This is a genomic window from Frigoribacterium sp. CFBP 13605, from assembly GCF_014839405.1.
GTDB lineage: Bacteria > Actinomycetota > Actinomycetes > Actinomycetales > Microbacteriaceae > Frigoribacterium.
Genome location: NZ_JACYNS010000011.1, coordinates 22,740 through 47,460 on the forward strand (window position 1 = coordinate 22,740; position 24,721 = coordinate 47,460).

The 24,721-nt window shown below is 67.2% G+C and carries 29 protein-coding genes and 1 pseudogene; 11 read left to right on the top strand and 19 right to left on the bottom strand.

What is annotated here, in order from left to right:
- Positions 1-161: 161 nt before the first annotated feature.
- The 4 genes from IFT36_RS04825 to IFT36_RS04840 form a co-directional block, all read right to left on the bottom strand.
- Positions 162-1,004, bottom strand: a complete 843-nt coding sequence (locus IFT36_RS04825; RefSeq protein WP_200412549.1) for a hypothetical protein — start codon at positions 1,002-1,004, stop codon at positions 162-164.
- 52 nt (positions 1,005-1,056) lie between these two features.
- Positions 1,057-1,848: a hypothetical protein gene (locus IFT36_RS04830; RefSeq protein ID WP_200412550.1), complete on the bottom strand. Its 792-nt coding sequence runs from the start codon at positions 1,846-1,848 to the stop codon at positions 1,057-1,059.
- 349 nt (positions 1,849-2,197) lie between these two features.
- Positions 2,198-3,022 (bottom strand): HIRAN domain-containing protein, encoded by an 825-nt coding sequence (locus IFT36_RS04835; protein WP_200412551.1) that lies wholly within the window; start codon positions 3,020-3,022, stop codon positions 2,198-2,200.
- A 326-nt stretch (positions 3,023-3,348) separates the two neighbouring features.
- Positions 3,349-4,188, bottom strand: coding sequence for a hypothetical protein (locus IFT36_RS04840; protein WP_200412552.1), 840 nt, complete (start codon positions 4,186-4,188; stop codon positions 3,349-3,351).
- Positions 4,189-4,486: 298 nt separating this feature from the next.
- On the opposite strand from IFT36_RS04840, the gene IFT36_RS04845 reads away from it, so the two are divergent.
- The 4 genes from IFT36_RS04845 (at position 4,487) to IFT36_RS04860 (ending at position 6,691) form a co-directional block, all read left to right on the top strand.
- A complete protein-coding gene (locus tag IFT36_RS04845; protein WP_200412553.1) occupies positions 4,487-5,110 on the top strand; it encodes a hypothetical protein in 624 nt (207 codons plus the stop codon).
- Positions 5,111-5,167: 57 nt separating this feature from the next.
- The gene (locus IFT36_RS04850) at positions 5,168-5,446 is read left to right on the top strand and encodes a hypothetical protein (RefSeq protein ID WP_200412554.1); all 279 of its coding nucleotides are present in this window, start codon (positions 5,168-5,170) and stop codon (positions 5,444-5,446) included.
- 41 nt (positions 5,447-5,487) lie between these two features.
- Positions 5,488-5,712 (top strand): hypothetical protein, encoded by a 225-nt coding sequence (locus tag IFT36_RS04855; protein WP_200412555.1) that lies wholly within the window; start codon positions 5,488-5,490, stop codon positions 5,710-5,712.
- Positions 5,713-6,328: 616 nt separating this feature from the next.
- Positions 6,329-6,691, top strand: coding sequence for a hypothetical protein (locus IFT36_RS04860; RefSeq protein ID WP_200412556.1), 363 nt, complete (start codon positions 6,329-6,331; stop codon positions 6,689-6,691).
- 72 nt (positions 6,692-6,763) lie between these two features.
- Here IFT36_RS04860 and IFT36_RS04865 read toward each other — a convergent pair whose 3' ends face one another.
- The 3 genes from IFT36_RS04865 to IFT36_RS04875 all read right to left on the bottom strand — a co-directional run bounded on the left by IFT36_RS04865 (position 6,764) and on the right by IFT36_RS04875 (position 9,533).
- Positions 6,764-7,546 (bottom strand): GNAT family N-acetyltransferase, encoded by a 783-nt coding sequence (locus IFT36_RS04865; protein WP_200412557.1) that lies wholly within the window; start codon positions 7,544-7,546, stop codon positions 6,764-6,766.
- 85 nt (positions 7,547-7,631) lie between these two features.
- The gene (locus IFT36_RS04870; protein WP_200412558.1) at positions 7,632-8,822 is read right to left on the bottom strand and encodes a Fic family protein; all 1,191 of its coding nucleotides are present in this window, start codon (positions 8,820-8,822) and stop codon (positions 7,632-7,634) included.
- A gap of 123 nt (positions 8,823-8,945) precedes the next feature.
- Positions 8,946-9,533, bottom strand: a complete 588-nt coding sequence (locus IFT36_RS04875) for a hypothetical protein (protein ID WP_200412559.1) — start codon at positions 9,531-9,533, stop codon at positions 8,946-8,948.
- A gap of 779 nt (positions 9,534-10,312) precedes the next feature.
- Between IFT36_RS04875 and IFT36_RS04880 the strand changes: the two genes are divergently transcribed.
- The gene (locus IFT36_RS04880; RefSeq protein ID WP_200412560.1) at positions 10,313-10,903 is read left to right on the top strand and encodes a hypothetical protein; all 591 of its coding nucleotides are present in this window, start codon (positions 10,313-10,315) and stop codon (positions 10,901-10,903) included.
- Between the two features lie 547 nt (positions 10,904-11,450).
- Positions 11,451-12,221, top strand: coding sequence for a hypothetical protein (locus tag IFT36_RS04885; protein ID WP_200412561.1), 771 nt, complete (start codon positions 11,451-11,453; stop codon positions 12,219-12,221).
- Between the two features lie 320 nt (positions 12,222-12,541).
- Here IFT36_RS04885 and IFT36_RS04890 read toward each other — a convergent pair whose 3' ends face one another.
- The 4 genes from IFT36_RS04890 to IFT36_RS04905 all read right to left on the bottom strand — a co-directional run bounded on the left by IFT36_RS04890 (position 12,542) and on the right by IFT36_RS04905 (position 15,186).
- Positions 12,542-13,078 (bottom strand): hypothetical protein, encoded by a 537-nt coding sequence (locus IFT36_RS04890; protein WP_200412562.1) that lies wholly within the window; start codon positions 13,076-13,078, stop codon positions 12,542-12,544.
- 433 nt (positions 13,079-13,511) lie between these two features.
- Positions 13,512-14,438, bottom strand: coding sequence for a hypothetical protein (locus IFT36_RS04895; RefSeq protein WP_200412563.1), 927 nt, complete (start codon positions 14,436-14,438; stop codon positions 13,512-13,514).
- A gap of 21 nt (positions 14,439-14,459) precedes the next feature.
- Positions 14,460-14,738 (bottom strand): hypothetical protein, encoded by a 279-nt coding sequence (locus IFT36_RS04900; RefSeq protein ID WP_200412564.1) that lies wholly within the window; start codon positions 14,736-14,738, stop codon positions 14,460-14,462.
- A gap of 37 nt (positions 14,739-14,775) precedes the next feature.
- Positions 14,776-15,186, bottom strand: a complete 411-nt coding sequence (locus tag IFT36_RS04905; protein WP_200412565.1) for a hypothetical protein — start codon at positions 15,184-15,186, stop codon at positions 14,776-14,778.
- A 157-nt stretch (positions 15,187-15,343) separates the two neighbouring features.
- On the opposite strand from IFT36_RS04905, the gene IFT36_RS04910 reads away from it, so the two are divergent.
- The gene (locus IFT36_RS04910) at positions 15,344-16,231 is read left to right on the top strand and encodes a helix-turn-helix transcriptional regulator (RefSeq protein WP_200412566.1); all 888 of its coding nucleotides are present in this window, start codon (positions 15,344-15,346) and stop codon (positions 16,229-16,231) included.
- Between the two features lie 77 nt (positions 16,232-16,308).
- Positions 16,309-17,520 (top strand): MFS transporter, encoded by a 1,212-nt coding sequence (locus tag IFT36_RS04915; protein WP_200412567.1) that lies wholly within the window; start codon positions 16,309-16,311, stop codon positions 17,518-17,520.
- Positions 17,521-17,570: 50 nt separating this feature from the next.
- Here the strand turns inward: IFT36_RS04915 and IFT36_RS04920 are convergent, their stop codons facing one another.
- Positions 17,571-17,915, bottom strand: a complete 345-nt coding sequence (locus tag IFT36_RS04920; RefSeq protein ID WP_200412568.1) for a DUF2200 domain-containing protein — start codon at positions 17,913-17,915, stop codon at positions 17,571-17,573.
- Positions 17,916-17,979: 64 nt separating this feature from the next.
- On the opposite strand from IFT36_RS04920, the gene IFT36_RS04925 reads away from it, so the two are divergent.
- On the top strand, positions 17,980-18,498 hold the full coding sequence (locus IFT36_RS04925; RefSeq protein ID WP_200412569.1) for a MaoC family dehydratase: 519 nt from the start codon (positions 17,980-17,982) through the stop codon (positions 18,496-18,498).
- A gap of 69 nt (positions 18,499-18,567) precedes the next feature.
- Here IFT36_RS04925 and IFT36_RS04930 read toward each other — a convergent pair whose 3' ends face one another.
- On the bottom strand, positions 18,568-18,957 hold the full coding sequence (locus tag IFT36_RS04930) for a MerR family transcriptional regulator (protein WP_200412570.1): 390 nt from the start codon (positions 18,955-18,957) through the stop codon (positions 18,568-18,570).
- Positions 18,958-19,004: 47 nt separating this feature from the next.
- On the opposite strand from IFT36_RS04930, the pseudogene IFT36_RS04935 reads away from it, so the two are divergent.
- Positions 19,005-19,787: pseudogene (locus IFT36_RS04935) on the top strand (NADPH-dependent F420 reductase); the annotation flags it as partial.
- Between the two features lie 64 nt (positions 19,788-19,851).
- Here IFT36_RS04935 and IFT36_RS04940 read toward each other — a convergent pair.
- Entirely contained in the window at positions 19,852-20,562 is a 711-nt protein-coding gene (locus IFT36_RS04940) for an SDR family oxidoreductase (protein ID WP_173153806.1), read from the bottom strand.
- A 108-nt stretch (positions 20,563-20,670) separates the two neighbouring features.
- On the opposite strand from IFT36_RS04940, the gene IFT36_RS04945 reads away from it, so the two are divergent.
- Positions 20,671-21,273, top strand: a complete 603-nt coding sequence (locus IFT36_RS04945) for a TetR/AcrR family transcriptional regulator (protein WP_192123071.1) — start codon at positions 20,671-20,673, stop codon at positions 21,271-21,273.
- 28 nt (positions 21,274-21,301) lie between these two features.
- On the opposite strand, the gene IFT36_RS04950 is transcribed toward IFT36_RS04945, so the two are convergent.
- The 5 genes from IFT36_RS04950 to IFT36_RS04970 form a co-directional block, all read right to left on the bottom strand.
- Complete coding sequence (locus IFT36_RS04950) at positions 21,302-22,297, bottom strand: NADP-dependent oxidoreductase (protein ID WP_200412571.1); 996 nt, start codon at positions 22,295-22,297, stop codon at positions 21,302-21,304.
- Positions 22,298-22,564: 267 nt separating this feature from the next.
- The gene (locus IFT36_RS04955; protein ID WP_200412572.1) at positions 22,565-23,149 is read right to left on the bottom strand and encodes a DUF1349 domain-containing protein; all 585 of its coding nucleotides are present in this window, start codon (positions 23,147-23,149) and stop codon (positions 22,565-22,567) included.
- Between the two features lie 83 nt (positions 23,150-23,232).
- Positions 23,233-23,457, bottom strand: a complete 225-nt coding sequence (locus IFT36_RS04960; protein WP_200412573.1) for a hypothetical protein — start codon at positions 23,455-23,457, stop codon at positions 23,233-23,235.
- Positions 23,458-23,580: 123 nt separating this feature from the next.
- Positions 23,581-23,991, bottom strand: a complete 411-nt coding sequence (locus IFT36_RS04965) for a (R)-mandelonitrile lyase (RefSeq protein WP_200412574.1) — start codon at positions 23,989-23,991, stop codon at positions 23,581-23,583.
- A 7-nt stretch (positions 23,992-23,998) separates the two neighbouring features.
- Positions 23,999-24,352: a carboxymuconolactone decarboxylase family protein gene (locus IFT36_RS04970; protein ID WP_200412575.1), complete on the bottom strand. Its 354-nt coding sequence runs from the start codon at positions 24,350-24,352 to the stop codon at positions 23,999-24,001.
- Positions 24,353-24,721: the final 369 nt, after the last annotated feature.

Below are 24,721 nucleotides of genomic sequence, written 5' to 3' on the forward strand. Positions count from 1 at the left end.
TCCACCCGTTCGGGTGGTCGTGAAACCTGCACCGGTGGTGACGTCGACCACCATGTCGAGGGCCGCCACCAGTGGTGGGCGTGGGTGATGGGGCCTTCTCGCGGGGAGTGTGAAGTGGTGACGTCTAGGCGCATGTGGGGTGCATGCGCGGCAACGGCGACCTAGCGGTCAGCGTCCTGTTTCTTCAACCTGACGATGAACCATTGTGGGTCCTGAGGCGCGAAGTAGTACTTGTCTGTTGTCGTCTTCCGGGTCAGGGCGCCGTAGTAAAGGAAGGAGCAGCCGGTGAGGTCCCCGGTGTCCGTAATCTTCTTCGCCGCCTTGACCGAGGCGAGCATGCCCTCGTTCAAGCGAATGCCGGGAGCTCCCCTCTTGCTCAAGTTCAGCCAGGCACCGCCTCGAACGGTGTCTTCGTGGACGTAGCTGACGTAGTCCCAGTACAGCCGCCTCGGGAGAGCCTTGGAGGCATCCACTGTGGAGGCAGGAACGCAGAATTTGCGAATCGTGGTGGAGGTGTTGTCGGGCATCACCAGGGTCGCTTTGCTCCGACGGAACTTCGGTTCCCGGACCAGGCGGCGAAGCAGTTTGTTCAGGGCGAGGCTTTTCCGGGTCGTTCTTTCGGTTTCTGGCCCTGTGTGTCGGCGACCGGATCGGTGGGAACGGCTTGACTCATCTTCGCCCTCAGTGACGTGTGTGATCGCCCTTGATCGGGATGGTTGAAGGACGAACACGGAGTCCGTGGCGACAATCGTGTCGGCTTCCTCGAGGGAGCCTGGTGCAGAGCCTTCTCCGTCGGTGCTCGCCATCTCGCAGTCGTCCCCGTGCGGGCGGGCGCCGAAGCATGCCGCGCGTCCGTTCCGGGCGGTCCGAATGAAGTACGCCGGAGCACCGCATCCTGTGCAGGTGAGGGATTCCCGGTGGTGTGACCGGAGGGCTGGGTCGAGCGCTTCGAACTGTTCCGCAGAGAACACCCGGCCGGCCGTGGTCGAGCGTGCTTCGTACATGGTTGTCAGGGTAGAAGCCGCCGGTGAGGAAGTGAAGACCGTGTCTGCGGGGCTAGTGAGCTGTCCGGTCAGTGCCGAGGCGGGCGTAGAAGCGATCCGGGTCAAGAGTAGCCACGTGTTCGGTCCATGGGGTCGCTAGTTGCTGCGACGCCACTAATTGGCTTGCTGCTCGGACGTAGAAACGCAGGTCTGCATTGAAACGGTGGGTGTCTCTGACTTCGCCTCCCATGTCCCAGACCCAGAGGGCAACTCTCATGAACGACCGGCGCGGGTCCTCGAGGCCGCCATCGGCGAAGAGTTCAGCGGATGTGACCGTCCGTTGCCACATGAAGTTCTCTTGCTCGTGGGGCCCGAGGACGTGTGAGTTCCCCGGAGCGCCTTTGACGGTGCTGCCGCCGTCGAGATCGGCGATCTCTACACGGGCCGGCTTGTCCGAGACATTTTCGAGGACGATCCGCACCCTCGTGCGGAACGTGATGATTGCGTCATCGCTACCGCCGGCATTGAAGGCCTTGTGGCTGATGGGTTCGAACTTCTGTATGGGAACGGCTTGCGCCATCAGGAGCTCCTCAACGGGCAAGGACGCTCTGGCGATGATAGTGGGTGCGCGCGTGTCCAAGCGGGACTCGGTCGCCTGACGGATGATCCGCTGCGCTTCGGCTTCAGCAGCGCCGGCTTGCTTACGTGCGAGCTTCAACTGGTCGTCCGCCGTTGTCGCCTGATCGCGTGTGGCGTTCGCAGCGTTCCAGGCGAAGAGGGCCGCACAGATGGCCGCCGTGAGTGTGAACACCCCGGTGCCTGCGACGATCCAGTTTGGAATCGTCTCAGCCCACACATCTGTCATCCCCTGACCCTACGGTCATTGAGGGGAAGGCTCACCGGTTGCTTGTGGGGTCGGACCGTCACTGCCCGAGGAGTAGCCAGAACTCGCAACAGCGTCTTGCAAACCGATTGGCGTCTTTTCTGGAACTAAAAAGATGCGCCTAGATAGCTTCTTCCGCGTTCGGCCCGACTGGACCACGGAGCGCGAATGCAGTTACATGACCGCGAAGGCTCAGCTTGGACCGCAGGCTGCATGGGTGACATCCGACAACCCGTGCCACTTTGGGGCGGCGACTTAGTCCAGAGTGCCGTCGCGCCGGGCAGAGTGGTGCGAGATCACCTGCTGGCGTCCGGAGACATAGGCGGGGCACCTACAGAAGCTTCGCAAGCCGCTCCGCAATCCGGCTCCCCTCTCGCCGCTCCGGCGGGCACACCGCCAACCACCGCTGCAGCACCTTAACTTCGTCGTCCCGGCGGCCGAGCTTGCGAAGGATGATGGCTGCCTGCTCCGTGTAGAACGGGGCAGCCTCCCGGCCCTCGCGAGCGTTCTCGGCGCCCTCAATTGCGGCAAAGCACAGCGTCAGCGCCTCCTCGAGTTTCCCCTCGCGTTTTAGCTGCTTGATCGGTTCGACCAGTTCGAGGAAGTGCACCCCGTTGACCATGCCGGCCTCGAACATCACGGCACGTGAGCCGCCGTCGGCGAGCCCTTGCCGCACCATGCTGCGTCTGCCTGCGTGCTCAGCCTGGGCCTTCGCCTGTGACGACATCGGTGGCCTTCGCGACTCTGACCACTCCCACTGTGGGGCGCGGCTTCCAAGCCATGCCCATGCCTCAGCGCGCAGCCCCTTCGGGAGCATCTCCGTGAAAATCTGAACCCGGACAGCTCGAGCGCCCACCTTCGAGATCTGCGCCACGTCGACGGCGTAGCCCGGGAGATAGCCGATTCGTTCACCCTCGACGATGACCGCTACGGCGTTGGGGTCAGCCTTGTTGTCCGGTTCGCGCTGGAGAGAGCCGGGGAGCTCGAGGTAGCCGCCGTCGGCGATGCCGTGACGGGTGGCGAGGGTGGTGATGGCTTCGCGGCCGAAGGTGGTGGTGCCGGAGAGGGAGACGAGGCCGTCGACGTCGTCCGAGTGCGTGGTGTCTTGACGCTGGTTGGCCGGTTGCCGGCCGAGAATGCGGTCGAGGATGCCCATGTGGTGAGCATGGCATGGGCCGCAGCGAGTGAGCAGCAGGCTGTGGATTGGTATGGGTCAAGCCTGCATTAAGGCAACCACCAGGTCACCCTTGTCCTTCCGGCGCAGGTTCGTCGACATCGGGGGTACCTAGAGAACCTTGGGTCTGACGACCTCAGCATGTGTTGAACCAGCGTTGAGCAAAAGGGTCGAACTCGGCAAGCTTGCATGCCCCGACCTGGGTCAAAGAGCCGCCGATCGGCCTCACTCAATCTGACGCAGCCGACTGACCGAGTTTCCCCGACTTGTCACCCGCGTGACGATGTCGTAGGCCACGACGGACCGGCCTACAAATCAGGCATGGTTTGTGGGTAGTCGGTTTGTGCTTCCCCCCGACGTTCCCGGTCAAGATTTTCCTGAATGTGAGCGACTCGTTCATGCCAGTCTCGACCATCGGAGACGCCCGCGGAGAGGATCAGGTTTCGTCGAGCTATGAGCTGGTTTGACGCCTCAATTAGAGGTGTCCCTTCGTCCCAACTTCTCTCAAGTAACCAGGAATGGAGCTTTTCGGTCGCCTCTCGGTAAGGGCGCAGAAGGGCAGACAAGTGGATGGTTTCACCCGACGATTCGATGAAGGCCCGAGAGTCTTTGTTCCAATCGAACTCAAGCAAAGCCGCCGAATCCAAGCGCACCTCTGCGGTCACCTGGTCGCCCAAAGTACCGCTGAATCGCCACGGGGCCACGACGTAGTGAAGGACATAATTTCGAAGTTTCCCGAGGAACGCGGCCTGCGGTAGGGCGAAGACATCCTTGGAAAGTCGTTCTGCAAACTCATCCTGAACGGCTTTTGGCTGGTTTCGAACCAGGGTGCGTGTGTGGTCGATGAGTGCACCGAGTGATGCCAGGTAAGCGATGAGAGCTTTGTCGAGTTCAAGCTGAAGGGCTGGCCGAGTGGACTCGCGCACGTTCTGCATCAGCTCGACGGCAATATCCTCCTGCGTCTCGAAAGCCGCGATGAGAATTTCCAAGTCGATCGCGAAGTGACGCCAGGCCGTAAAGACTCGGGCTAGTTGCTCCAGCCGGCGAACGAGCTTGGTGCCAGCGTGCTCATTCAATTCCGTCTCGGCGGCCGCGAGTCGTTCGGCACGGTCGCCATGACCGCGGGCGGCTTCTGCTGCGTCCTGCATGGGGGCAATTATGTGTGGTCGAAGGGCCTTGCCAAGACGCTTGTGAATGTAGGCGTAACAGTCACAGCGACTGTCTCGTGACTTTGTCGATCGAAAACTAGACAGGCACATTGGTGCGGACGGACGCAATCCCGCTGGAGGCTGAGTTTGCAGTCTGTGAATCCTCCCGTCGGCGGAATCGTCAAAGGCATCAAGTTCACTACCGTCGTTTGCGAGGCGTCCCGCTGGGGGACTGGGGCGCAGAGGGGGTGGCTGCATGGCCAGACTCGTGCGCTGCCTCGTTTCAAAGGAAGCATCAATGAAGTCATCGCGTATTGCTCGAGTGGCCGCCACCGTCTCCGTGACGTGTTTGCTGGTCGGGGCAGGAGCAGTTTCTGCCCAGGCGTCCGAGCCCAATACTGCTGCCGCTGCCGAGGCTGTGTTTGTTGAAGTGCTCGAAGCGCCCGACCAGGCTGCCGAGCTGAAGTCGCTCTCACCGCAGGAGCGTGAGCTCTTCGATCTGTGGACGACCCCCGTCGTCAGCGAGATCACCACGACGTTCACGCCCGACAAGGCGACTGGCAAGTCTTCTATCGCTGCTGCCGCCGCCGCATGCGGTTCGTGGCGTCAGAACGGCTCCTTCTCCAACCAGGTGGGTGCAAAACTCGGCGACTTCTGGACCACGGGGCAGGGCTGCCGTTCCGGCAGCAGCGTCACAAGCGTCTCCTACCTTGACGGCGGCGGACGCACCTCCGGCATCGGCTGGGGATACACCGGAAAGACAACCGCCAAAGGCGTCGTCCGGAACGTCGGATATGTCTACGGGCAGTACAACTTCAAGCTGAACATCGCGGGCGTCGACGTGCAGAAGCCGTCCTACTGTGCGCGGGCCATTTTCACCACCGCGGTCTCGCGAGGCGACCTGGCCTGCGGCCTCGGCTAACAAAAGAACTCTGGGGGCTGCCTACTCTTGGGAGGCAGCCCCCACGAAAGGTCCGTCATGACTCAGCCACAAACACCCGCGCGTGCTCACTCTCGAACTCCAAGCCTCGTTGCTGGCCTTGTCGCGGCGATGGCTCTCGTCCTCGCAATCGTCGTGTCGCCTCTGTGGTTGATCATCGTCGTCCTTTTCGCCATGGTGAACGTGGTCCGACTCGTGCGGGCGTTGGGCAGTTCGAGGACGAACACCGTCGTCGCAGCTTTCCTGATCACAATCAACCTGCTGATCATTGGCATCGTGGCGCTCTTCTATCTGAGTCAACAACTCGGGTCGCTGTAGGGCGGAACCAAGGTGCCCGCAAGTTTTTTAGCCCGCACAGAATGAAGAGTGAAGTGACGACGACGGCGTCCGTAGCTCTACTTGCGAGCGGTACCGCTGTGCTTCTCTGCGCTGCCGCGCTGGCTTTCCAGAGCGGCATCATTGCGGACTCAACGGGTGGCGTTGGCGGTATCAGTCCAGTTGAGAAAGTCATGTGGGTGACGGGTTTGCTGCTCCTGGGGCTCGGCATTGTCTTTGTGTTCATCCGGCCGCGCCAACGCACCTAGACGGGCACGTTCGGGGTAGCTGACCTCAACCGCACTCTGGCCCGTGGCCGTGGCCGTGGCTCTGAGTCGCCCCTTACTCGCCAGATCAGGCCATGCGTAAGGGCCAAGCGCCTCAATAGGAACGAGCCGGAGGATTTTCAGCCGGTACCAGGAGGATGTCGCGACACGAGCGGTGGCTAGATGCTGGCAGGTCCAGGCCTTCCCGGGTTTCGCAAGCAGCCCGCCAAAGAAAACCCCTGCTGAGGCAGGGGTTTTCGCTTTTATGTGGACCCATGTGGTGCATGGCTGGTGCACATTGTGGCCATTGTCCCCGAATAGTGGCCCAACAGTCTGCTGGTAAGGAGCGTCCCTCGGGCACTGTGCGGAGGGCGTCGTTCCTGATGCGCAAGCTGGGCACACTTGGATCATGATTCTCTCGACCATGAACGCAGCTGCTGCCGCCGGAGGTGCGCCCCCAGATTTGTGAATCCAGCTGAAAACCTTCTGGCCCCTGATCGCAATTCTCATTGGTGTCCTGGGGGCGCTGGTCGGCGTCGGCGGGAGTCTCATGTCGGCTGCGGTTGATTCGAAGCGCGAGCATCGTCGTTGGCTTCGCGAACGCCGGTATGAGGCCTACGTGCGAGCTTTTGCGCTTATTCAGGGGTTCAGTTTGAGCGCCGGCAAAGTTGAAAAAGTCGCCAATCGGAAATTACGCGATCAACACCGGATGAGCTTCTTGAGGTCGCAAAAACGCCGACTACAAGCAGTCACGTCCGACCCCGATATCGAGGCCCTCGATGCCCATGCGGACCGTCTCTTCGATTCGGTCGCCGACGTGCTCGCCCCGATCCAACTACTTGGACCTTTGAACGTTTCTGAGCTGGCGGTGCGGATGCAGCTTGCGTACGAGGCCGGCAACGAAGAGGAGTTTGGAGCTTCACAGCGAGCCTTTCTTGCTGCGGCCGAGAAGGTCCTGGGTATCGATGGGGGACGGTCCTGAACTTTTAGGTCAATACGGTTGAGGCCTTCTCCTGATCTGCCCACTGGCCTGGAATGGATCACCCCACCGCGTTCAGTCGAAGTACTCGTCGGCGTAGGCGCGCAGAGCATCCCGGGCTATCGGATCTATGCCGGGCTGTTCTGCGAGCATCAACGCCAGCGCCGGCGGCACTCGCCGGATGATCGTGAGGTCAGCCGCGATCTTGGCTGCCAGTGCGCGGCCCCCTGCCTCTGCCGTCTTCTCGTAGGTTCCATTGGCTGGAAATACGACGTCGAGGATCGGGCGCTCTCCTTTGACGTGTAGCTCTGCAAGGCAGGGGTATCGCTCGAGTAAGGCGACGATCAATATGGGAGAGAACGACCCCGAGGGCAAATCTTCGTGCCATTGATCGTCCTGGGGAACGTGGGGCTCAACCCACGCTTTGACTTCTCCTGGCTGATGCACTGTCCAGCCGAGTGCCTGGTACCAGGGCCCAACGGATTCCTGCATTTGCGCGTGGATGGTTGTAAATCCAAGCATCCCTAGGGTTTTGGTGGCTCGCTGAACCAGCGCAGTTCCGACTCCCTGTCCGCGGGCACTCTCCGTGACTGCAACGTGGGTTAGAACGGCCACTTGTCCACCAGGTCGCATAGTTAGGCCTTCCTGGTTTGGCTTGCAGTAGGCGTAGCCGAGGAACGTACCCGCCCCATCGCGGGCGACGATAATCGGAGCTCTTCGCTTGGTCCACGTCGCCATTTCGCGTGTCACTGCTGCCACCGAGGGCACGTCTTCGCGTCCAAATTCGCGTTGTCCAAGCTCGACAATCGCTGCCGCGTCGTCTGGGCTTCCAGCCCTGACTCGAATGTCTTCCTGCATTTTGGGTCCTCACGGCAATAGGCGGGGCGCGGATGGCTGCAATTACGGGTGAAGAGAAGCGAATCAGCCACCCGGGACTCGAGCGTCAGCTATCGGGCTCGCTCATCGTGAGAGGAAGGAAGGCATCTACAACTTTGCGGTTTGCGACGTAGCCCTCTCTGCGCCGGACGATAAGTTTCCGATCGACGAGTTCGTTCAGATCCCGCGTCAACGTCTTTGTGCCGGATCCGGCGTATTCCCCTGCAACCCGAGCGCTCACTTCCTTGAGCTTCGCGCGAGGCACGGTTTGCCCATTCGGCATGTCAAGAATCAAGTGACGCTGTCGCCGCTTCGCAGGGGTGTCCTCGTCCCGGTAGCTGTCGTGGACAATCTTCTGCCACATGACGTCCTTTTGGTGCTCATGGACGACCTTGATCTGGTCGCGAAGCTCGTCTACGAGACCCTGAAGCGCATAAAGGATGAAGCCCTCGATCGGGTATCCCCGTGCGCGGCTCGTCTTGTCCAGTTCAACAAGGTAGGCCTCGCGAGTTCGGTTGTAGTGGTTCGAGAGGAGGTGAGCCGCCGGAGTTGGCGCACCTGCTTCGATCATCAGCTGAAACTCAATCAATCGCGCCGTTCGGCCGTTGCCGTCCCCGAAGGGATGAATCCAAGCGATGTAGAGATGAGCGAGCACTGCCTTGAGCACGGCGAGCGGGAAGCGGAGTTCAGGGCTGTCAGCCGGTGCCTGGAGCTCGTTTAGCCAGACGACCATGCGCTCAAGAAGGTAGTCGCAGTCCTCAGCAGGGGCGCCCCGGTATGAGCTGATCCCCACGGTGACGCTGTGCGTTCGTGTCTGGCCGGGCACAACGTCTTCCTTTGCCGGCTGGCCTTCTAGGAGCCGCCGGTTGAAGTCATGGATGCGCTCTACAGACAGCCCAGGAGCGCGATTGTCGCGGACCTCCTCCGCGAGCTCATTGCAGATGTCCAGGACGGCATCGATTTCAGTCCCGAGGTACTCCCGAGAGCGGGGCAGGTCAAGGTCCCCATCAATGCGCTGGCGGACCTCAGCTTCCGTAAGCGTGTTTCCCTCGATACTCGTTGTCCCGTGGATGCCTTTGCTCAGGTAGATAGCGTGCATTTCTTGAGCGACGGCGGGGGTGAGGGGCGCGCCCGCGAGATGGCTGCATTTTGATTCAGCCTCGCCTAGGAGCAGCCATGTTCGGCGCCCGAGGGGCCCAAGGTCGAGCAAAAAGGTCAGCCATGGGTGCGTCTCTTCATACTTCCGCTTCGTCGTCATGGCCAAAGTATGGCACCTTTTTTGTCCCAGGAACTGTCCTGTTCGTTGTCCGCATAGTTGTCCCCTTTCCGCGCCGTTGTGGGGGGCGCATCAACGAGGGCTTGTGAGGAGCGTCGACTCTCCTTAGCGCCAATCGGACGACTCGATGAGCTCCTTGACGTCCTGGAAGTCACCTCCGTCGCGGAGCCACGCAATAGGTGTCTGACGGCCTTCGCCAATGAGGTCCCATTGCGGGGTGTGCATAAAGCCAGCCATATGGCTGTCACCCCAGCGTGACGTCATCACCTCTATCAGCGCCTGAAGGTGGGGAATCACCTTTCCGGGCTTGCTGACGTCGAACTGCCAATCGGGGAACCGCAGCTGACCAGTGACTTCATAGGCATAGAGGAACCCGTCGGTGACAGCGGCCCGAACTGCGTCTTCATCTCGACCCAGAAAGCCAGCAGCATCCCTGAGCGAAAGCGTTGCTAGAAGGGGAGACAGCCAGCTAGCAGCCATGCGCATGTGCAGGGAGCCCCTGGCCAAGCTGCGCTTGGTCTCCGCCAACTCCTCCGCGGTGAAGCTACCCGACTCGACGAGGAAAGCGTCTTCCGCGGAGTCCTCCTCGCCCGGCTCGTGAGGCCGCATGGATTCCAGAAGCTCGGAGAAGGCGTCGACGAACCATCGTGTGTCCACGGCGAGATGTTCCACTGCTGCTTCCAGTCGTTTCATGTCGGGACTCGGCGGCAGCGGCACGGGGGGCAGGGGGACGCTCGCCGAGTCCGGTCGCGGACTGTCTCCTGGTCTACGTCTGGGTGGGGTCGAGGAGGGCATGGCGACAGCGTTCCTGCACGTTTCGTTCGCTGCAAGAGGCCGGTACGCGACGCTCCCGAGCCAGATAACTAGCACCCGTTGTCGATATGCAAAATGACGTCTCGTAAACGAGTAGAATTTTGACAGGCATTTCACCTCCTGAAGCTAACCGCCGGGAGGTGGTTCAGTGCTGATTGCCAGGGATGCTTGTTTGACTCCATGACTACTTCAAAGGGGGGTCGGCGTCATAAAGGGGATCGTGAACTCCTAGGAACGCGCGTCCCCGTCTCGCTGGCCAAAGACGTTCGGAAGAGAGCGACGCACTTGGGCCTGAACGTCAACGACTACCTCGCGATGCTTATCGTGCAGGACTTGGTCCTGCGTGACGGCGATGGAGAGAGTTCGTAGTGGCCCGAGGGCAAGCCACAGCCAGCCCACGGATGGGGCTCGATGAGTGGGGACTGCTGATTGGCCACCCGTCGTCGACGATGAGACGTGCGATCCGGAGTCGTAGGCGTGGGGTCAGGGCAGCGTTCGCGCGGGACAAGAAGGCCTCCTGGGGCGGGTGCGTGAACTAACTAGCTCCACTCCACCCCAGGAGGTCTTCCTCATGCCCCAACGACTACAGCGAGTCGTCGCAGATTAACCAGCGCCCCTGGGCAGTACAGCTAGGCCCGCGCAGTGAGTACTGTCGGCCCGTGGACAACCTCACCTGGCTCGACTTCGTGCTCGCGGGCATCGCTGTGATCGCAGCCGCCGTCTCGATCGTGCAGGCCTTCCAAGCTCGTACCGCCCGGAAGGATGCGGCAGCGGCTCGGACTGAGGCGCAGGAGAGCGGGCGGGACGCGCAGGAGGCCGCCGACGCAGCGAACACCTCTCGCCGTGAAGCTACCGGTGCCCTCACGCAGATCGCGGACCTCATGAAGGAGCGGGCGGAAGCCCAGTCCGGGTGGGTTGTCGAGTCACAGGGTGGCGGTCACCTGGTGTGGGACGTCACCAACCGCACCGGACGGGCGCTGGTGGCGCACCTGGACATCCCTGAGCAGGGACCGGCCCGGCTGATGGACCCGATGGACTCGCTCTTCGAGACCCGGGTCGAGCCGGGGGAGTCGCTGCACTTCAAGTGGGAACGACGCGGCCCTGCAGCGCCGCTCGTGGCCCGCGTGAACGTCATTTGGTCGACGGCTGCGAAGAGCGTCTGGCGAGGCGATGCCGCCTGGGCCGAGAGCGACGGAACCGAGGAACGGGAACGCATCACGCCGTTGCGTGTGACGTGGCCGGACAGCTGAGCGAGGCTTCGAAGGCCCGGAACAGCTAACGGGGCTTGGCGGGGCGGAGGTGTTCGAGGACGAGGCGGCGGCGCGACGCACGTACGCGACCCTTGGCAAGAGCGCGACCGCGCGGCAAACGTCGCGCTCTTGTGGACGGAGAGCACCGTCCCTGCCGACTGGCGGCCGCGACGACATCGGGATCCGCTCCCGCCAGGATGCGCCTGCTCGACATCCCCTGCATGCGCGCACCGGCGGGTCCGAACTCGCTACCTCGCTAGCGGCTGGATAGGCCCCTTGCCGCACCGGGCCGGGCGCGCACCTGCCGGTACGGTTCAAGTGTCCCCACGAGGAGAGTAGCGACATGCAGGACCAGCGAGCTACACGTCACCCCCGGCGCACTCGCGCCCTCGCGCTGCTCGTTGGGGTCGCTGTCGTCGCCATTGTGGCCGCCTGCGTGCGGACGGACGTCAACCCGGACGGCCCGGAGCCGTCGGCAGTCGACACCCCGGCGCCCGCGACGGGCCCCGTCGTGGCCTTTGGGGGCTCATTCGCCTACGACGACGGCGTGAGCATCGCCACGAGCGCGCTCACTGCCCACGCCCCTTTCATTTACACCTCAGGGGCGGAAGAGGGACTCGACACGGCTCGGGTCACGGTCACGATCACGAACGGCTCGCCCGCGGCCATCTACCCGTTCGTGCACCCCGCCGCGTCGTCGGCGGGCCTCGCGACTGAGCCCCTGTACGGAGGCGTCGACCAGCTCGGCTTCAGTCCGTTGTCACCCATCCAGCCGGGAGCGAGCCTCGGCTTCGAGCTGCGCTACAACGTCCGGGACACCTCGGCCGTCTCAATCCCCCTCGCTCCGAACTTCACCTACCAGCCCGTAACTTTCGCCACCGACCCCGCCATGGACCTGGCGCCGGGTCCGCGGTACGTGGATGCTCGCGGAGAGGAATGGGCCGAAGACCTGTGGTGCCGGGCCTGGCAGTCCGACACCATCGGCTCTCTGGAGCTGCGGTTCCGGAGTGGGCCGAGCGACCCAGACACGAGCCAGTCGCTCGTGGCGCGTGCGCCTGCGCTGTGGCAGGTCGACGACGCGACGATCGAGCGCTTCAAGGCGAACGCCGCACTCACGGCGCCACTGCCGACCTGCTGGGCCGACTGGAGCGACCTCGACTACTGGGTCGACTTGGCGCGGCGCAGCGGCCCGCCGCCGACGGCCCCCGTGGCCCCTGCGGAGGGCGAACTGGGCGGCGGCGTGCCGGTACCAAGCGTCGACAGAGATGCGAACGGGCTCGACTGCTGGCGCGTCTGGAAGGTCCGCTGCGTGTTCTGACGCTGGAGAGGAGCTTGGTGGGCATGTGGCTGCGGAACCGCTCGGCCACTCACTTGCTGATGGCCTTGATGTCGCGGTGAGCGTGGAGGCCAAATTCGGGGACCTCGATAACGTGTCTCCCCTCCCTGGCGATGGGCTGTCGCTCGCCTCGGGGGTCAGGGCCGGCGGCGTCTCTACCACCACTTGTCACTCTCAACGATGTTGGCAATGGCGGCGGGATCTCCGCCGTCGCGCAGCCAGGATCGCGGCGTCTTGCGGCCCTCAGCTACGAGGCTGCGCTGTCTGACGGACATGAAGGCACTGATCGAGATCCAGTCCCACTACTCGGTCAGGACGGGCAGGACGGTCTCGAGGTGGGGGATGAGCTTTCCGGGTGAGCCGAGGCTGAACTGCCAGCGGGGGAATCGGAGCCTGCCCCGGACAGGAATGCCGTAGATGCGCTGCTCCTCAGCCGCGACCAGGACTTCCTTCTGCGTCCAGCCTAGAAATTGAGCAGCTGTGTTCGCGGACCACGTTTCTTGATACGTCCTGAGCCACAGCTCTCCGGCGCTCTTCTCAAGCGACCCTCTCGCGACGCTTCTTTCGGAGGCCACGAGCTCGGCCTCCGTCATAGCGCCGGACTCGATGACGAACTTCCGTTCCTCGGCAGTCATGCCGGGTCCTCCACTGCGCTTCTGGCGTCGGAGGAAGTCCGTGAGGCCCCCTACGAGCCAGCGTCCGTCGACGCCGAGGGCGTTCACGGTGTCAACGAATTCGGTCACTGCGTCGTCGGACGGGTCGAGGGTTAGGGGTAGGGCCTCGTGGCCGGCCGCATCTCGGTAGATGGGACTCGGTGGTTGGTTGTCGTTGTCACTCATAGGCCGACCGTATGACGGCTCCTGCCTGTTCAGAGGCAAGCTTTCGGGGCCACGGCGTTGGTGGACCGCCTCGCCCTCCACGGTGAAGGTTTCGAATAAGAAATGATGCAAATTGGGTTTACACATAAACGAGCGAGATCTTCACACATCAGACATTTCCCTTCGCTCGGAGGTCCCGTGCCTAGATGCAGACCCTTCTGCCGTAAGGCCGGGCGTGTCGCCCGAAGCTGAAGTGTGGGCGTTCCGCGGCCTGCCACGGGGTGTTCGAGGGGCATCTCCAGGGTATCCCGAGGCCCGCACCCGACCAGCTGTTTCCCAACGACGACTTGCCGGCCCAGGTTCCCCCCATTTGACGACCTGCATACCTGAGACAGTGAGACCCTTTTGCGCAAGCGCGGCCGGCAGTGCCGCTGGTTGAGCCGCGACGGGTGCCTCAGGCGCTCGGGCCGGCGAGGCCGAACAGGGCGACCACCTCGTCGAGGTCGCGGCCGAGGACGAGGTCGAGGGGCCCGACGTCGCGTGCGTCCCTCAGCTGCGCGACGACCGCGCCCGACGAGCCTTCGACAGCACGGGTCCTGCCCGCGACCATGAGCTGCACCGGCTCGGCCCCGGCGCGCACCGGCGCGTCGGGCAGCGGGTCGAGGCCGTCGGCGGCGCGCCGGTCGAGGGCGAGCGCCGCCAGCACCCAGCGTTCCGCAAGGCCGACCGGGCGCAGCGACGCCAGGGGTGACCGTCGCCCCCGGCCGAAGACGACCGTCATGCTGTCGCGGCACTCGACCTGCCAGGCGACGCCGTTGATCTCGAACCGGCAGATCACGTCGGAGTGGAGGTCGACCACCGCCCCGAGGTGCTCCATCGCCCGCACGCACGTCGGGCCGAGCAAGCGTGCGGTCGTCGCGGCCTCGCGCTCCCGGCGCTCGCGTTCGGGTGCCGCCTGGGCGAGCGGAGCGTGCTCGGCGCTGAGCGCTTCCCGGTCGAGCGGTGCACCCTGGGCGAGGCGCGCGTGCAGCCACGCCGGGTCGAGCTGGCCGAGGTAGCGGAAGCGCACTTGGACGACCCCTGCGGGACCCGACGCTGCGAGGGGCCTGTCGGGGACGAGCAGGGCGACGCCGTGGTCGACCGACCACACCGCGACGACGGTGCCGTCGACAATGGCCACCCACGACCAGCCCTGCGCGCGCACGTCGGGGCTGCTGTGCTCGACCACGTCGCCGACGAGCGACCCGGCCGGGACCCGCATCTCACGGCGGTGCGACCGGGCATCGTCGCCCATCGACACGCTCTCTCGGTCGGCGACGACGACGAGGTCCGCGGGTACGTCGCTCGACGCCGCGCCGACGAGCCGAGACCAGATCCCCATGAAGGTGACGCTACCGGCTGATCAGTCCGGCTGCTCTGGGGACGCCCCCTGCCCCGCGAAGGACGTGGCCTGGCGCTCGAACAAGGCCCCGTCCGCCTCGGGCAGGAGGTGGCTCGCGCCGTATTCGAGCGTCAGTGACCCCGGCTCCCGGCCGGCTTCCACGCTCGCGCAGATGCTTTCGACCTCGCGTCTCTCGGGGCGCTGCTCGACCGTGTCCGGACTTGAGTGCATGATCGAGAAGCATCGGAGATCAGTGCAGCCCTGAAGTCCTTCGGACAGCTCGCCGGCGACGTGATTCACCGCATGACGGTCCGGCGCCAGGTGCCGCCGTCGCAGCTCAGCTGCAGGTGTAGGTGACGCCGTCGACGACGTGGGTGCCCGGGCCGAGGTCCGCGCAGGTCTCGAGGAGGGTCGAGGCGCCGACGATGGCCGCGACGATGAACGCGACGGTGAGCAGCAGCACCACGATCGAGATGATGATGCCGGCCAGCGAGAGGCCGCGGGGCTGACCGGCTCGGCCGAGACGGCGGAACGAGATCGTGCTCATGATGAGGCCCGCGATCGCCAGGAAGCCGAAGAACGACAACACGAAGCCGGCGATCTCGAACCCCCGCGACGGACGCTGGGCCGCCCCTCCCTCATGCCCGGCCCCGGGCGCCTGCGGCACGCCGCCGTACTGCTGCCCCCCGCCCTGCGGCCCGCCGTACTGCTGGCCCTGCTGCCCATTCTGGTCGCGTCCGTCAGTCATCTCGGTCCCCCGTCGTCGAGTGGTGCTGGTGCCACGACCCTACCGAGGCCTTGAGCGAGCGTCACGACCGCCACCTCCCCGCGGCGTGCCAGGCCTCACCGAACCTGGCCCCGACAGGGCCTGGTTGCTCCGAACCACCGACCGTAGGGTCGGAGACATGGACAACCGAGCCGAGGTCCGCGACTTCCTCGCCACCCGCCGCGCACGCCTCTCGCCCGAACAGGCCGGCGTCGTCAGCGCCGGCGGCCAGCGCCGCGTCCCCGGGCTCCGCCGCGACGAGGTTGCCCGCCTCGCTGGCGTCAGCGTCGACTACTACACCCGTCTCGAACGCGGCAACCTCGGCGGCGTCTCCGACAGCGTCCTCGACGCCATCGCCCGCGCCCTCGGCCTGGACCAGGCCGAAACCGACCACCTCTACGACCTCGCCCGCGCCTCCGTCCCCTCCCGCCGCAAGCCCCTGGTCCCCAGCGGACAGAAGATCGCCCAGTCCCCGGTGCAACACATGCTCGACGCCATGACCGGCGCCGTCGCCATGGTCACCAACACCCGCATGGACCTCGTCGCGGCCAACGCCCTCGGCTTCGCCCTGTACTCCGACATGTACCGCAGCACCCTGCGCCCCGCCAACCACTCGCGCTACATCTTCCTCGACCCCGGCGCCCACGACTTCTACCCCGACTGGGAGCGCGCGGCCGCCGTCAACGTCGCCATCCTCCGACGCGACGCCGGCCGCAACCCCCACGACCCCGGCATCACCGCCCTCGTCGGCGAACTGTCCATCCGCAGCGACGAGTTCCGCGCCCGCTGGGCCGCCCACGACGTCCGCCGCCACTACACCGGCGCGAAAGAGTTCCGGCACCCGGTCGTCGGCCTGCTCGAGCTGGACTTCCAGGTGATGGAACTCCAGGACACCCCCGGGCACTCGCTCACCGTCTACACGGCCGTCCCGGGCTCCGCGTCCGACGAGGGGCTGCGCCTCCTCGCCTCGTGGGCGGCGACCGAGGACGTCGTCGAACGCGCCCGGTCCGCCGACCCAGTCGCCTGACCCGCACCTCCTTCTTCCTCCCGCACCACCGGGCTCACCCCCAGGAGGCGCATCCCCGCGCCCGAAAGGACCTCACCATGTCGACAGCGCCCGTCCCCACCCGCGCTCACCGCGCCTCCGTCGCCGGAGGGCCCGCCGAGCGGCTGCCGGTGTTCTCGCTCGTCGTCCTGGCGACGATGGGGTTCATCCTCGTCGCGATGGAGACGATGCCGGCCGGCCTGCTGCCCGTCATCGCGGACGGCCTCGCCACGAGCGAGGGTGCGGTGGGACTGCTCATCAGCGCCTACGCACTCGGCACCGTGGTCGCGACCGTGCCGGCCATCACGCTCACCCGGGGGATGCGTCGCAAGCCGCTCCTCCTGATCGCGATCACCGGCCTGGTCGTGGCGAACACGGTGACGGCGCTCTCGCCCGTCATCGCCCTCGCCCTCGTCTCGCGGTTCGTGGCCGGAGCGTTCTCGGGCGTGATCTGGGGCATGCTCGCGGCCTACGGACGCCGGATCAGCCCGCCCGACCGTGCCGGACTGTCGCTCGCGATCGTCTCGGCGGGTGCGCCCGTCGGGTTCGCGTTCGGGACGCCGCTGGGCTCGTGGCTCGGGACGGCCTTCGACTGGCGGTGGTCGTTCGGCGGGCTGACCCTGCTCGGGGTCGTCGTCTTCGCGCTCGTGGCGAGCATCGTCCCGGACGCGGCACCGGCACCGGCGGGGGCGCGGCTCTCGCTCGGGCGGGTGTTCCGCATCCCGGGGATCGCCGTGATCCTGGCCGTCATCGCCGCGTGGATGCTCGCCCACAACACGATCTACACCTACGTCTCGCCGTACCTGCGGGCCGGTGGGTCGGGGCTCGGCGTCGACGTCACGCTGCTGATCTACGGCATCGCCTCGATCGGCGGGATCGTCGTCACCGGGGCGCTGCTCGACCGGCACCCGCGCGCCCTGCTGCACGGCAGCGTCGCCCTGTTCGTCGTCGCGGGGGTCGTCCTGCTCGTCGGGCACGCCTCGGTGCCGGCGGTGGTCGTCGCCGCGGTGCTCTGGGGTGTGACGTTCGGCGGCGCGTCGGCCCAGCTGCAGGCGGCGCTCACCACCGTCGGCGGCGACAACGCCGACGTCGCGAACGCCTTCCTGCCGGTGGCGTTCAACGTGGCGATCTTCTTCGCGGGGATCGTCGGGGCGGCCCTGCTGACCGTGGCCGACGGGCTCGTGCTTCCCTTGGTGATGATCGGGTTCGGGGTCGTGGCGTTCGCGCTGACGGTGTACGGGCGGCGCAACGCGTTCCCGGCCGGGCTGTGATCGGCCGGTCTCGGCGTCACCGCCGACGTGTCACCCCGCGGTGCCACGCCTCACTGCTCCCGCAGCACCTTCGCCATCGGGCGGCCGCACGCGACCTCGTCCACGAGCTTGTCGAGGCGGCGGATGTTCGCGGTCAGGTCGTCGTCGAGGGCCTCGATGCGGACGCCGCAGATGACGCCCGTCACGAGCGAGGCCCGGGGGTTGAGGTCGGCGGCCGCGAAGAAGTCGCGGAACGTGGTGCCGTCGGCGACGTGCTGGTCGATCTCTCCGTGGTCGTAACCGGTCAGCCAGGTCACGACCTGGTCGACCTCGGCCTTCGTGTGGCCCTTGCGTTCGACCTTGGCCACGTACAGGGGATAGACCCTGGCGAACGGCATGTCGTCCAAGCGGCTCATGCCGGAATCGTACGCGGACCAGTCGACCGACACTGCGCCTCCTCGGCCGACCTAGGGTGAAGGCGTGCCCTACCAACCGGACGGGACCGCAGCCGCGGCCGATGACACCTCGCCCTTCGCGCATCGGCTCGCCGACCGCTTCCTCGACGACTACGTGCCCGGCCTCACGCTGGAGCACGGCTCGTACCGCGTCACGGCGGACGAGATCGTCGACTTCGGCCGCCGGTTCGATCCGCACGACATGCACGTCGACGCCGAACGGGCCGCGGTGACTCCCCTCGGCGGACTCGTGGCCAGCGGCTGGCACACCACCGCCATGATGATGCGCCTGATGGTGGAGTCCTACCTCAACCAGGGCGCCAGCGTCGCGTCGCCCGGCGTCGACGAGTTGCGCTGGTCGGCTCCCGTCCGCCCCGGGGACGTGCTCCGCGCCCGGTTCACCGTCGTCGACGCCCGACCCTCGGCCTCCCGTCCCGACCGGGGAGTGGTCCGCACCCGCATCGAACTCCTCGACCAGCACGACCAGGCCGTGATGACGCAGGTCATGACGAACCTGATCCTGGCCCGCCCCGTCGCCGGCTGACCCGGCCTGCGACCAGCTGACCACGGCCTGCGACCAGCTGACCCCGGCCTGCCCGCGACAGAGCCCGGATCACCCGGCCCGAGTCCCCGAACGCCCGACGCCGGCGTCCTCGAGGGCTCCCAAGTAGCGCGTGAGCGCGTCGCGGTTGTGGGTGAGGAACTCGATCTTCTCGGTCATCCGGTCGCGCTCGGTCTCGAGCAGCTCGACGAGCCCCGGTTCGGCGTTCTCGACGACGATCGTCTGCGGCTGGCCGAGGCAGGGCAGGATGTCCGTCACGATGCGCGTGGGGATGCCCGCGTCGATCAGGCCGCGGATCTTGCCCACCCGGTCGACGAGGCGCTCGTCGTAGTCGCGGTAGCCGTTCGCCAGGCGGGTCGGGGTGATGAGGCCCTGCTCTTCGTAGTAGCGGAGCATCCGCGACGGGACGCCCGTCCTGGTCGACAGCTCACCGATGCGCACGAGTCCTCCTCCGGCTTGACCTTCACACTAATGGCAACGTTCATGCTGGAGGCATGTCTGACGTACGAGAAGAAGAACGAGCACACCTGAGGATCGGGATCATCGGGGCCGGCTCCATCGGTTCCACCATCGCCCGCCGCCTCGCCCGCCACGGGCACGACGTCGCCATCGCCAACTCGCGCGGCCCCGAGACGATCGACGAGGCGGCCCTCCGCACCGGCGCCCGCGCCGTGGACGCCGCCGAGGTCGCCCGGGGCGTCGACGTCCTCATCGTCTCGGTGCCGATGAACCGCAACGCCGACATCGCCGAGCACGTCCGCTCGGCCCCCGAGGGCGCGGTCGTCGTCGACACGTCGAACTACTACCCCATGCGTGACGGCTCGATGCACGACTTCGAGCAGGGCGTCCCCGAGAGCGTCTGGCTGTCCGAGCTGTTCGGACGCCCGATCGCCAAGGCGTGGAACGCGATCATCTCGCAGTCGTTCGACGCGAAGGCCACCGAGCCCGGCGACCCCTCCCGCGTCGCCATCCCCGTGGCCGCCGACCGTGACGCCGACCGCGCCGTGGCCATGCGGCTCGTCGAGCAGACCGGGTTCGACGCGGTCGACGCCGGCGTCCTCGCCGAGTCCTGGCGCCAGCAGCCCGGCTCGCCCGTCTACTGCACCGACCGCACGCGCGCCGAGATGCCCGGGTGGCTCGCCGCCGCCGAGAAGGAGCGCGTCCCGCAGCGCCGCGACCTCGCGATGGAGGCCATCGGCGGCTACGTCGAGGCCGGCGGCACCGTCGACGGACCGTTCCTCGTGGCGATCAACCGCGCCTGCTACAGCTGACGCGACCGAGCGCAGGAGGCGCGGTGCCGGTCGGGCCGGCACCGCGCCTCCTCGACGTCACCGGTCAGCGCGCGGCGAGCTGCGGGTAGAGCGCCTCGAGCGGCGCCGACAGGCCCGCCTTCACCTGGCGTGAAGTCTCGTCGGCGAGGACCTCGTGCTCGCCGGCCTCGAGGGCGTCGAGCACGTCGGCGACCAGGGTCGCCGGGTCGGTCTTCGCGTCCGTGACGCCCGCGGCCATCGCGGTGTCGACGTAGCCCACGTGCACGCCGACGACCTGCACGCCCGCGGGCTGCAGCTCGAGGCGCAGCGAGTTCGTGGCCGACCACAGCGCCGCCTTCGTCGCCGAGTAGATGCCCGCGACGGCGAACCACGACAGCGCCGAGTGGATGTCGACGATGGCCGTGCCGCCGCCGTGAGCCGAGAGGAGCGGCGCGTAGGCCCGGGCGAGGAACAGCGGCCCGAGGAAGTTGGTCTCGACGTTCGCGCGGATCTCGTCGTCGGTGTGGCTGAGGATGCCGGGCGTGGGGGTGCTCGCACCGGCGTTGTTGACCAGCACGGTGACGTCGGGCGCCGCCTCGACGACAGCGGCGATCGAGGCCGGGTCGGTCACGTCGAGGGTGAGGGGCACGACGCGCTCGTCGTCCCAGGTGCGCGGGGTGCGGGCCGTGGCGTAGACCTTCGCGGCGCCTCGGGCGAGGGCGGCCTCGACGAAACGGGTGCCGATGCCCCCGTTCGCTCCGGTGACGAGGACGACGGAGCCGGTGATGTCGGTCATGGGTGTTCCTTCCGGGGTGGTGCGAGGATGAGGCGGCTCGAGACCGAGTCGCCATAGGTGACTCATGTCATAATTGAGTTCAGTCAGTTTCTATTCCGGGAGATCCGAATGACGTCGTCAGCCCCGCCGCTCGGCCGGCGCGAGCGCAACAAGCAGGAGAAGCTCGAGCGCATCACGCGGGCCGCGTCCGACCTGTTCAGCCGACACGGGGTCGACGAGGTGACGACGCAGCAGATCGCCGAGGCGGCCGACGTCGGCGCCGGCACGCTCTTCCTCTACGCCCGCACGAAGGGCGAGCTGCTGCTGCTCGCGCAGAACGCGGCCTACGCGCGCTCCCTCGACGAGGGGATCCGCGCCTCCTCGTCCGCCTCGACCGCCCTGGACGCGGTCGTCGCCGTCCTCGAGCCGATCGTGCACTGCAACCGGGCCCAGGTCGAGAACGGCCGCACCTACCTGCGCGAGATGGCGTTCGGCGACGCGACCGAGCCGCACCACGCCGAGGCGCTCGCGATCGTGGCCAGGACCGAGGAGGCGGTGGCCGGGATCGTCGCGCGCCTCACCTCGGCGACGCCCTCCGACGCGGCCGCGTTCGCGCACGTCGTGTCGGCGGTGATGATGCTCGCGATGTCGTCGGCGGTCGACGAGTCCGTCCCCGACGACGAGATCGTGGCGGGGGTGCGACGCCAGCTCGAGGTGATCCTGCCGCGCTGACGTGCCACGTCGGCCGTGGTGCCGGCCGTCACGGGAGGGTGACGACCGCCTTCCCGCGGATGCGGACCTTCCCGAGGCCGTCGAGCGCGGTCGCCGTCTCGGCGAACGGGTGCGTCGCGCCGACGACCGGTCGGATCGCGCCCGCGTCGACGAGGGCGGCGATCTCGGCCAACTGGCCGCCGTCGGCGCGCATGAAGAGGAACTCGTACGAGACACCGAGCTTCTTCGCCTGGGCACGCACCTTGCGGCTGAGGCCGGCGATCGCGAGGCGCACGACGGGGTTCAGCCCCGCGGCCTTGGCGAAGACGGGAGTGGGCGGGCCCTGGATGCCGATGGCGATGCCGCCGGGGCGGAGCACCCGGAGCGACTTCGCCAGGTTCTCGGCGCCCAGGCTGTCGAGGACGAGGTCGTAGCCGGACAGCTCCTGCTCGAAGTCCTGGGTGCGGTGGTCGATGACGACGTCGGCACCGAGCTCGCGCACGAAGTCGGCGTTCGACGAGGAGGCGGTGGTCGCGACGTGCGCGCCGAGGTGCTTCGCGAGCTGGATCGCGATCGAACCGACCCCACCGGCACCCGCGTGGACGAGGACCTTCTGACCGGGCTGCACGTCGCCGCGTTCGACGAGGGCCTGCCAGGCGGTGAGGGCCACGAGGGGGAGCGACGCGGCCTCGACGGTGCTGATCGAGGTCGGGGCGAGGGCGACGTCGGCCTCGTCGACGGCGATGCGCTCGGCGAAGGTGCCGATCCGGTGGTCGCGGGGGCGGGCGAACACCTCGTCGCCGGGCTCCAGGCTGCGGACCGAGCCGCCGACCTCGATGACCGTGCCGGCGACGTCGTGGCCGAGGACGAGGGGCGTCCGGTACGGGAGGACCAGCGTGAACTCGCCCTCGCGGATCTTCGCGTCGAGGTGGTTCAGACCGGCGGCGGCGACCGCGATCAGGACGTCGTGGTCACCGACGGTCGGCTCGGGCACGTCGACTTCGTGCAGGGGTTTCGCGTAGGCGTCGAAGGCGAAGGCTCGCATGGGGTGCTCCTGGGGGGCTGGGGCTGAGGCTGCGGGTGATGGGCTCGCCGGCGCGGCCCGTGACGTCCTCAGTCCGAGGGGTCTCGGCGTCGAGCATCCGAGTGTGCTCAATCCTGAGTGCGCTCAACAAATTTGTCAAGAACGGACCTCGACGGTGACCGACCCGTCGCCGAGCGTCGTCGCGCCTCCTCGGCTCCGCCGTCCCCAGCCCACGGGGCCGTCCCCAGGCCGAGGCGTCGGGCGCGGCCCGCGGGGTCGGGCACGTGCTCAGTCCTCGGGGTGCAGGCTCTCGTCGGCGGCGGACGTCGTCCACGAGGTGAAGTGCACGGTGAGGTCGGCGCGCGAGGGGGCGCAGCAGAAGGGGCCGGCGCTCGCCGCGGCGTCCGGGGAGAGCGGGGCGACGCGGACCAGGCGCCACGGCTCGGCGTCGACCCGGGCCCGGATGGTGAGCGCGTCTCCGGAGCGGCTGGCTCGGATCGTCACGGTGCGGCCGGTCCAGTCGACGGGGGAGAGCGACCAGTCGGACCGGCCCCGCGTGACCACGGCGCCGAGGCTCTGCTCGCCGTCGCTGAGCTCGACCCCGGCCTTGACCCAGGTCTCGGGGTCGACCGAGACGAAGATCCCGGCCTGGTCGAACTGGGCCGAGAAGTCGAGCACGAACGACACCTCCATCGCGGTGCCCTGCTCGAACGGGGCGACCAGGGCGTGCTCGGTGTCGTGGACGAACCCGTACGACGTGAGGCGCCAGGCGTCGCTGCCCTCGGCCGCCGTGACGCGCATGCCGTCGTCGGCGACGTCGACGGCGGTGGGCTCGGTGGTCCAGGTGCCGGTGGTCCAGGGGATGTCGGTCATGGGGGCCTCGTGCTCGGTGGTGGTCGGGGGGAGTGGCGGCGTTGACATCGGTGGTGCCGTCGGCGGTGGCGTCAGCGCCGGCGTCAGCGCTCGTGCGTCGGGGCGTCGCCGGCCTCGAGGGCGGCGTGCTGCCTCTCGACACGGCGGGTCAGGGCCATGGCCCGCAGCCCGACCACGATCGAGGCCGACCCGCTGAGGATCATCAGCACGCCGAGGACGTCGGCATCGCCCGGGGTCATCAGCGCGCCGCACACGACCACTCCGGCGGAGAGGAGGAGCTGCAGGGTCGTCCACGTCGTCGTCGTCATCCCTCGACCCTACGAGCGTTCGGCCGCGAACGGCTCGGCCGCGCGACGGAGCGACCCGAGGAGGCGCGGTGCCGGATCGAATCGCACCGCGCCTCCTCGGCGACTTCCTGGGGTCTCGGCGCCTCAGTCGGCGTCCCGGCCGGCGTAGTCCTCGTCGGTGATGCGCTCGAGCCAGGTCGTGGTGGTGGCCGGGTCGTCGGCCGCCTCGAGGACGGCGACGTGCTCCATGAAGCTGCCCTCGGCGGCGGCGTGGAAGTGATCCTCGCCGGGCGCGAGGTAGATCGTCTGCCCGGGGTGGACGTCGACGACCTTCCCGTCGCGGGTGCCGAAGCGGGCGACGCCCTCGGTGACGTACAGGAACTGGCCCCGCGCGTGATGGTGCCAGGCGGTCCGCGCGCCGGGCGCGAAGCGGACCTTCGCGACCGTCGCGCGCTGGTCGTCGGTCTGCGGGGTGACGATGGGGTCGACCCACACCTGGCCCGGGAACTGCTCGTCGGGGTTCAGGGTCGTGGGCTGCGGGGGCAGGATCTTCACGGGTTCCTCACTTCTCGTCGGTGTCGTCGTCTGCGTCGTCGGTGAAGAGCTCCTTGGCGACGCCCATGGCGGCCATCCCGCGGGGCCAGCCCGCGTAGAGCGTCACGTGGGTGATCGCCTCGACGAGCTCGTCCCGGGTGACGCCGTTCTCGACGGCGCGGCCGAGGTGGAACCGCAGCTGCTCGGTGTTGCCGCCGGCGGCGAGCACCGCGACGGTGACGAGGCTGCGGTCCCGCGCGGACAGTTCGGGGCGGTTCCAGACGTCGGCGAAGAGGACGTCGTCGGTGAGTTCGGCGAGCTTCGGGGCGAAGTCGCCGAAGAGGGTGCGCCCTCCGCCGACCTGGACGGGCTGATCTGACATGGGTCTGCTCCTGGGGTGGGTGTCGGGCCGGGACGTCCGGTGCCGGACGCCGGCTCGGGGCGGCGGGGTGCCTGCCCGGCCGGGTCGCTCTCGACGCTAGGCCGGCGCGGGCGGGGCAGGGAGGCCCCGCCAGGGTCCCTCAGCCCCGCCACGCCCCGCCCCGGCGGGAGCCGGGCGCCGACGTCGCACCGCCGACTGGACGTCGCACCGCGCACGTGGGCGGTGCGACGTTCAGTGGGCGGTGCGACGCGGGGCAGCGACGCGGGGCAGCGACGCGAGGGGGGTACTGCTGGGACAGGGGGCGGCGGGACCCGACGGGCACCGCGCCTCCTTGGTTGTCTGGGGTGCGGCGCGTCAGCGACCGCGACG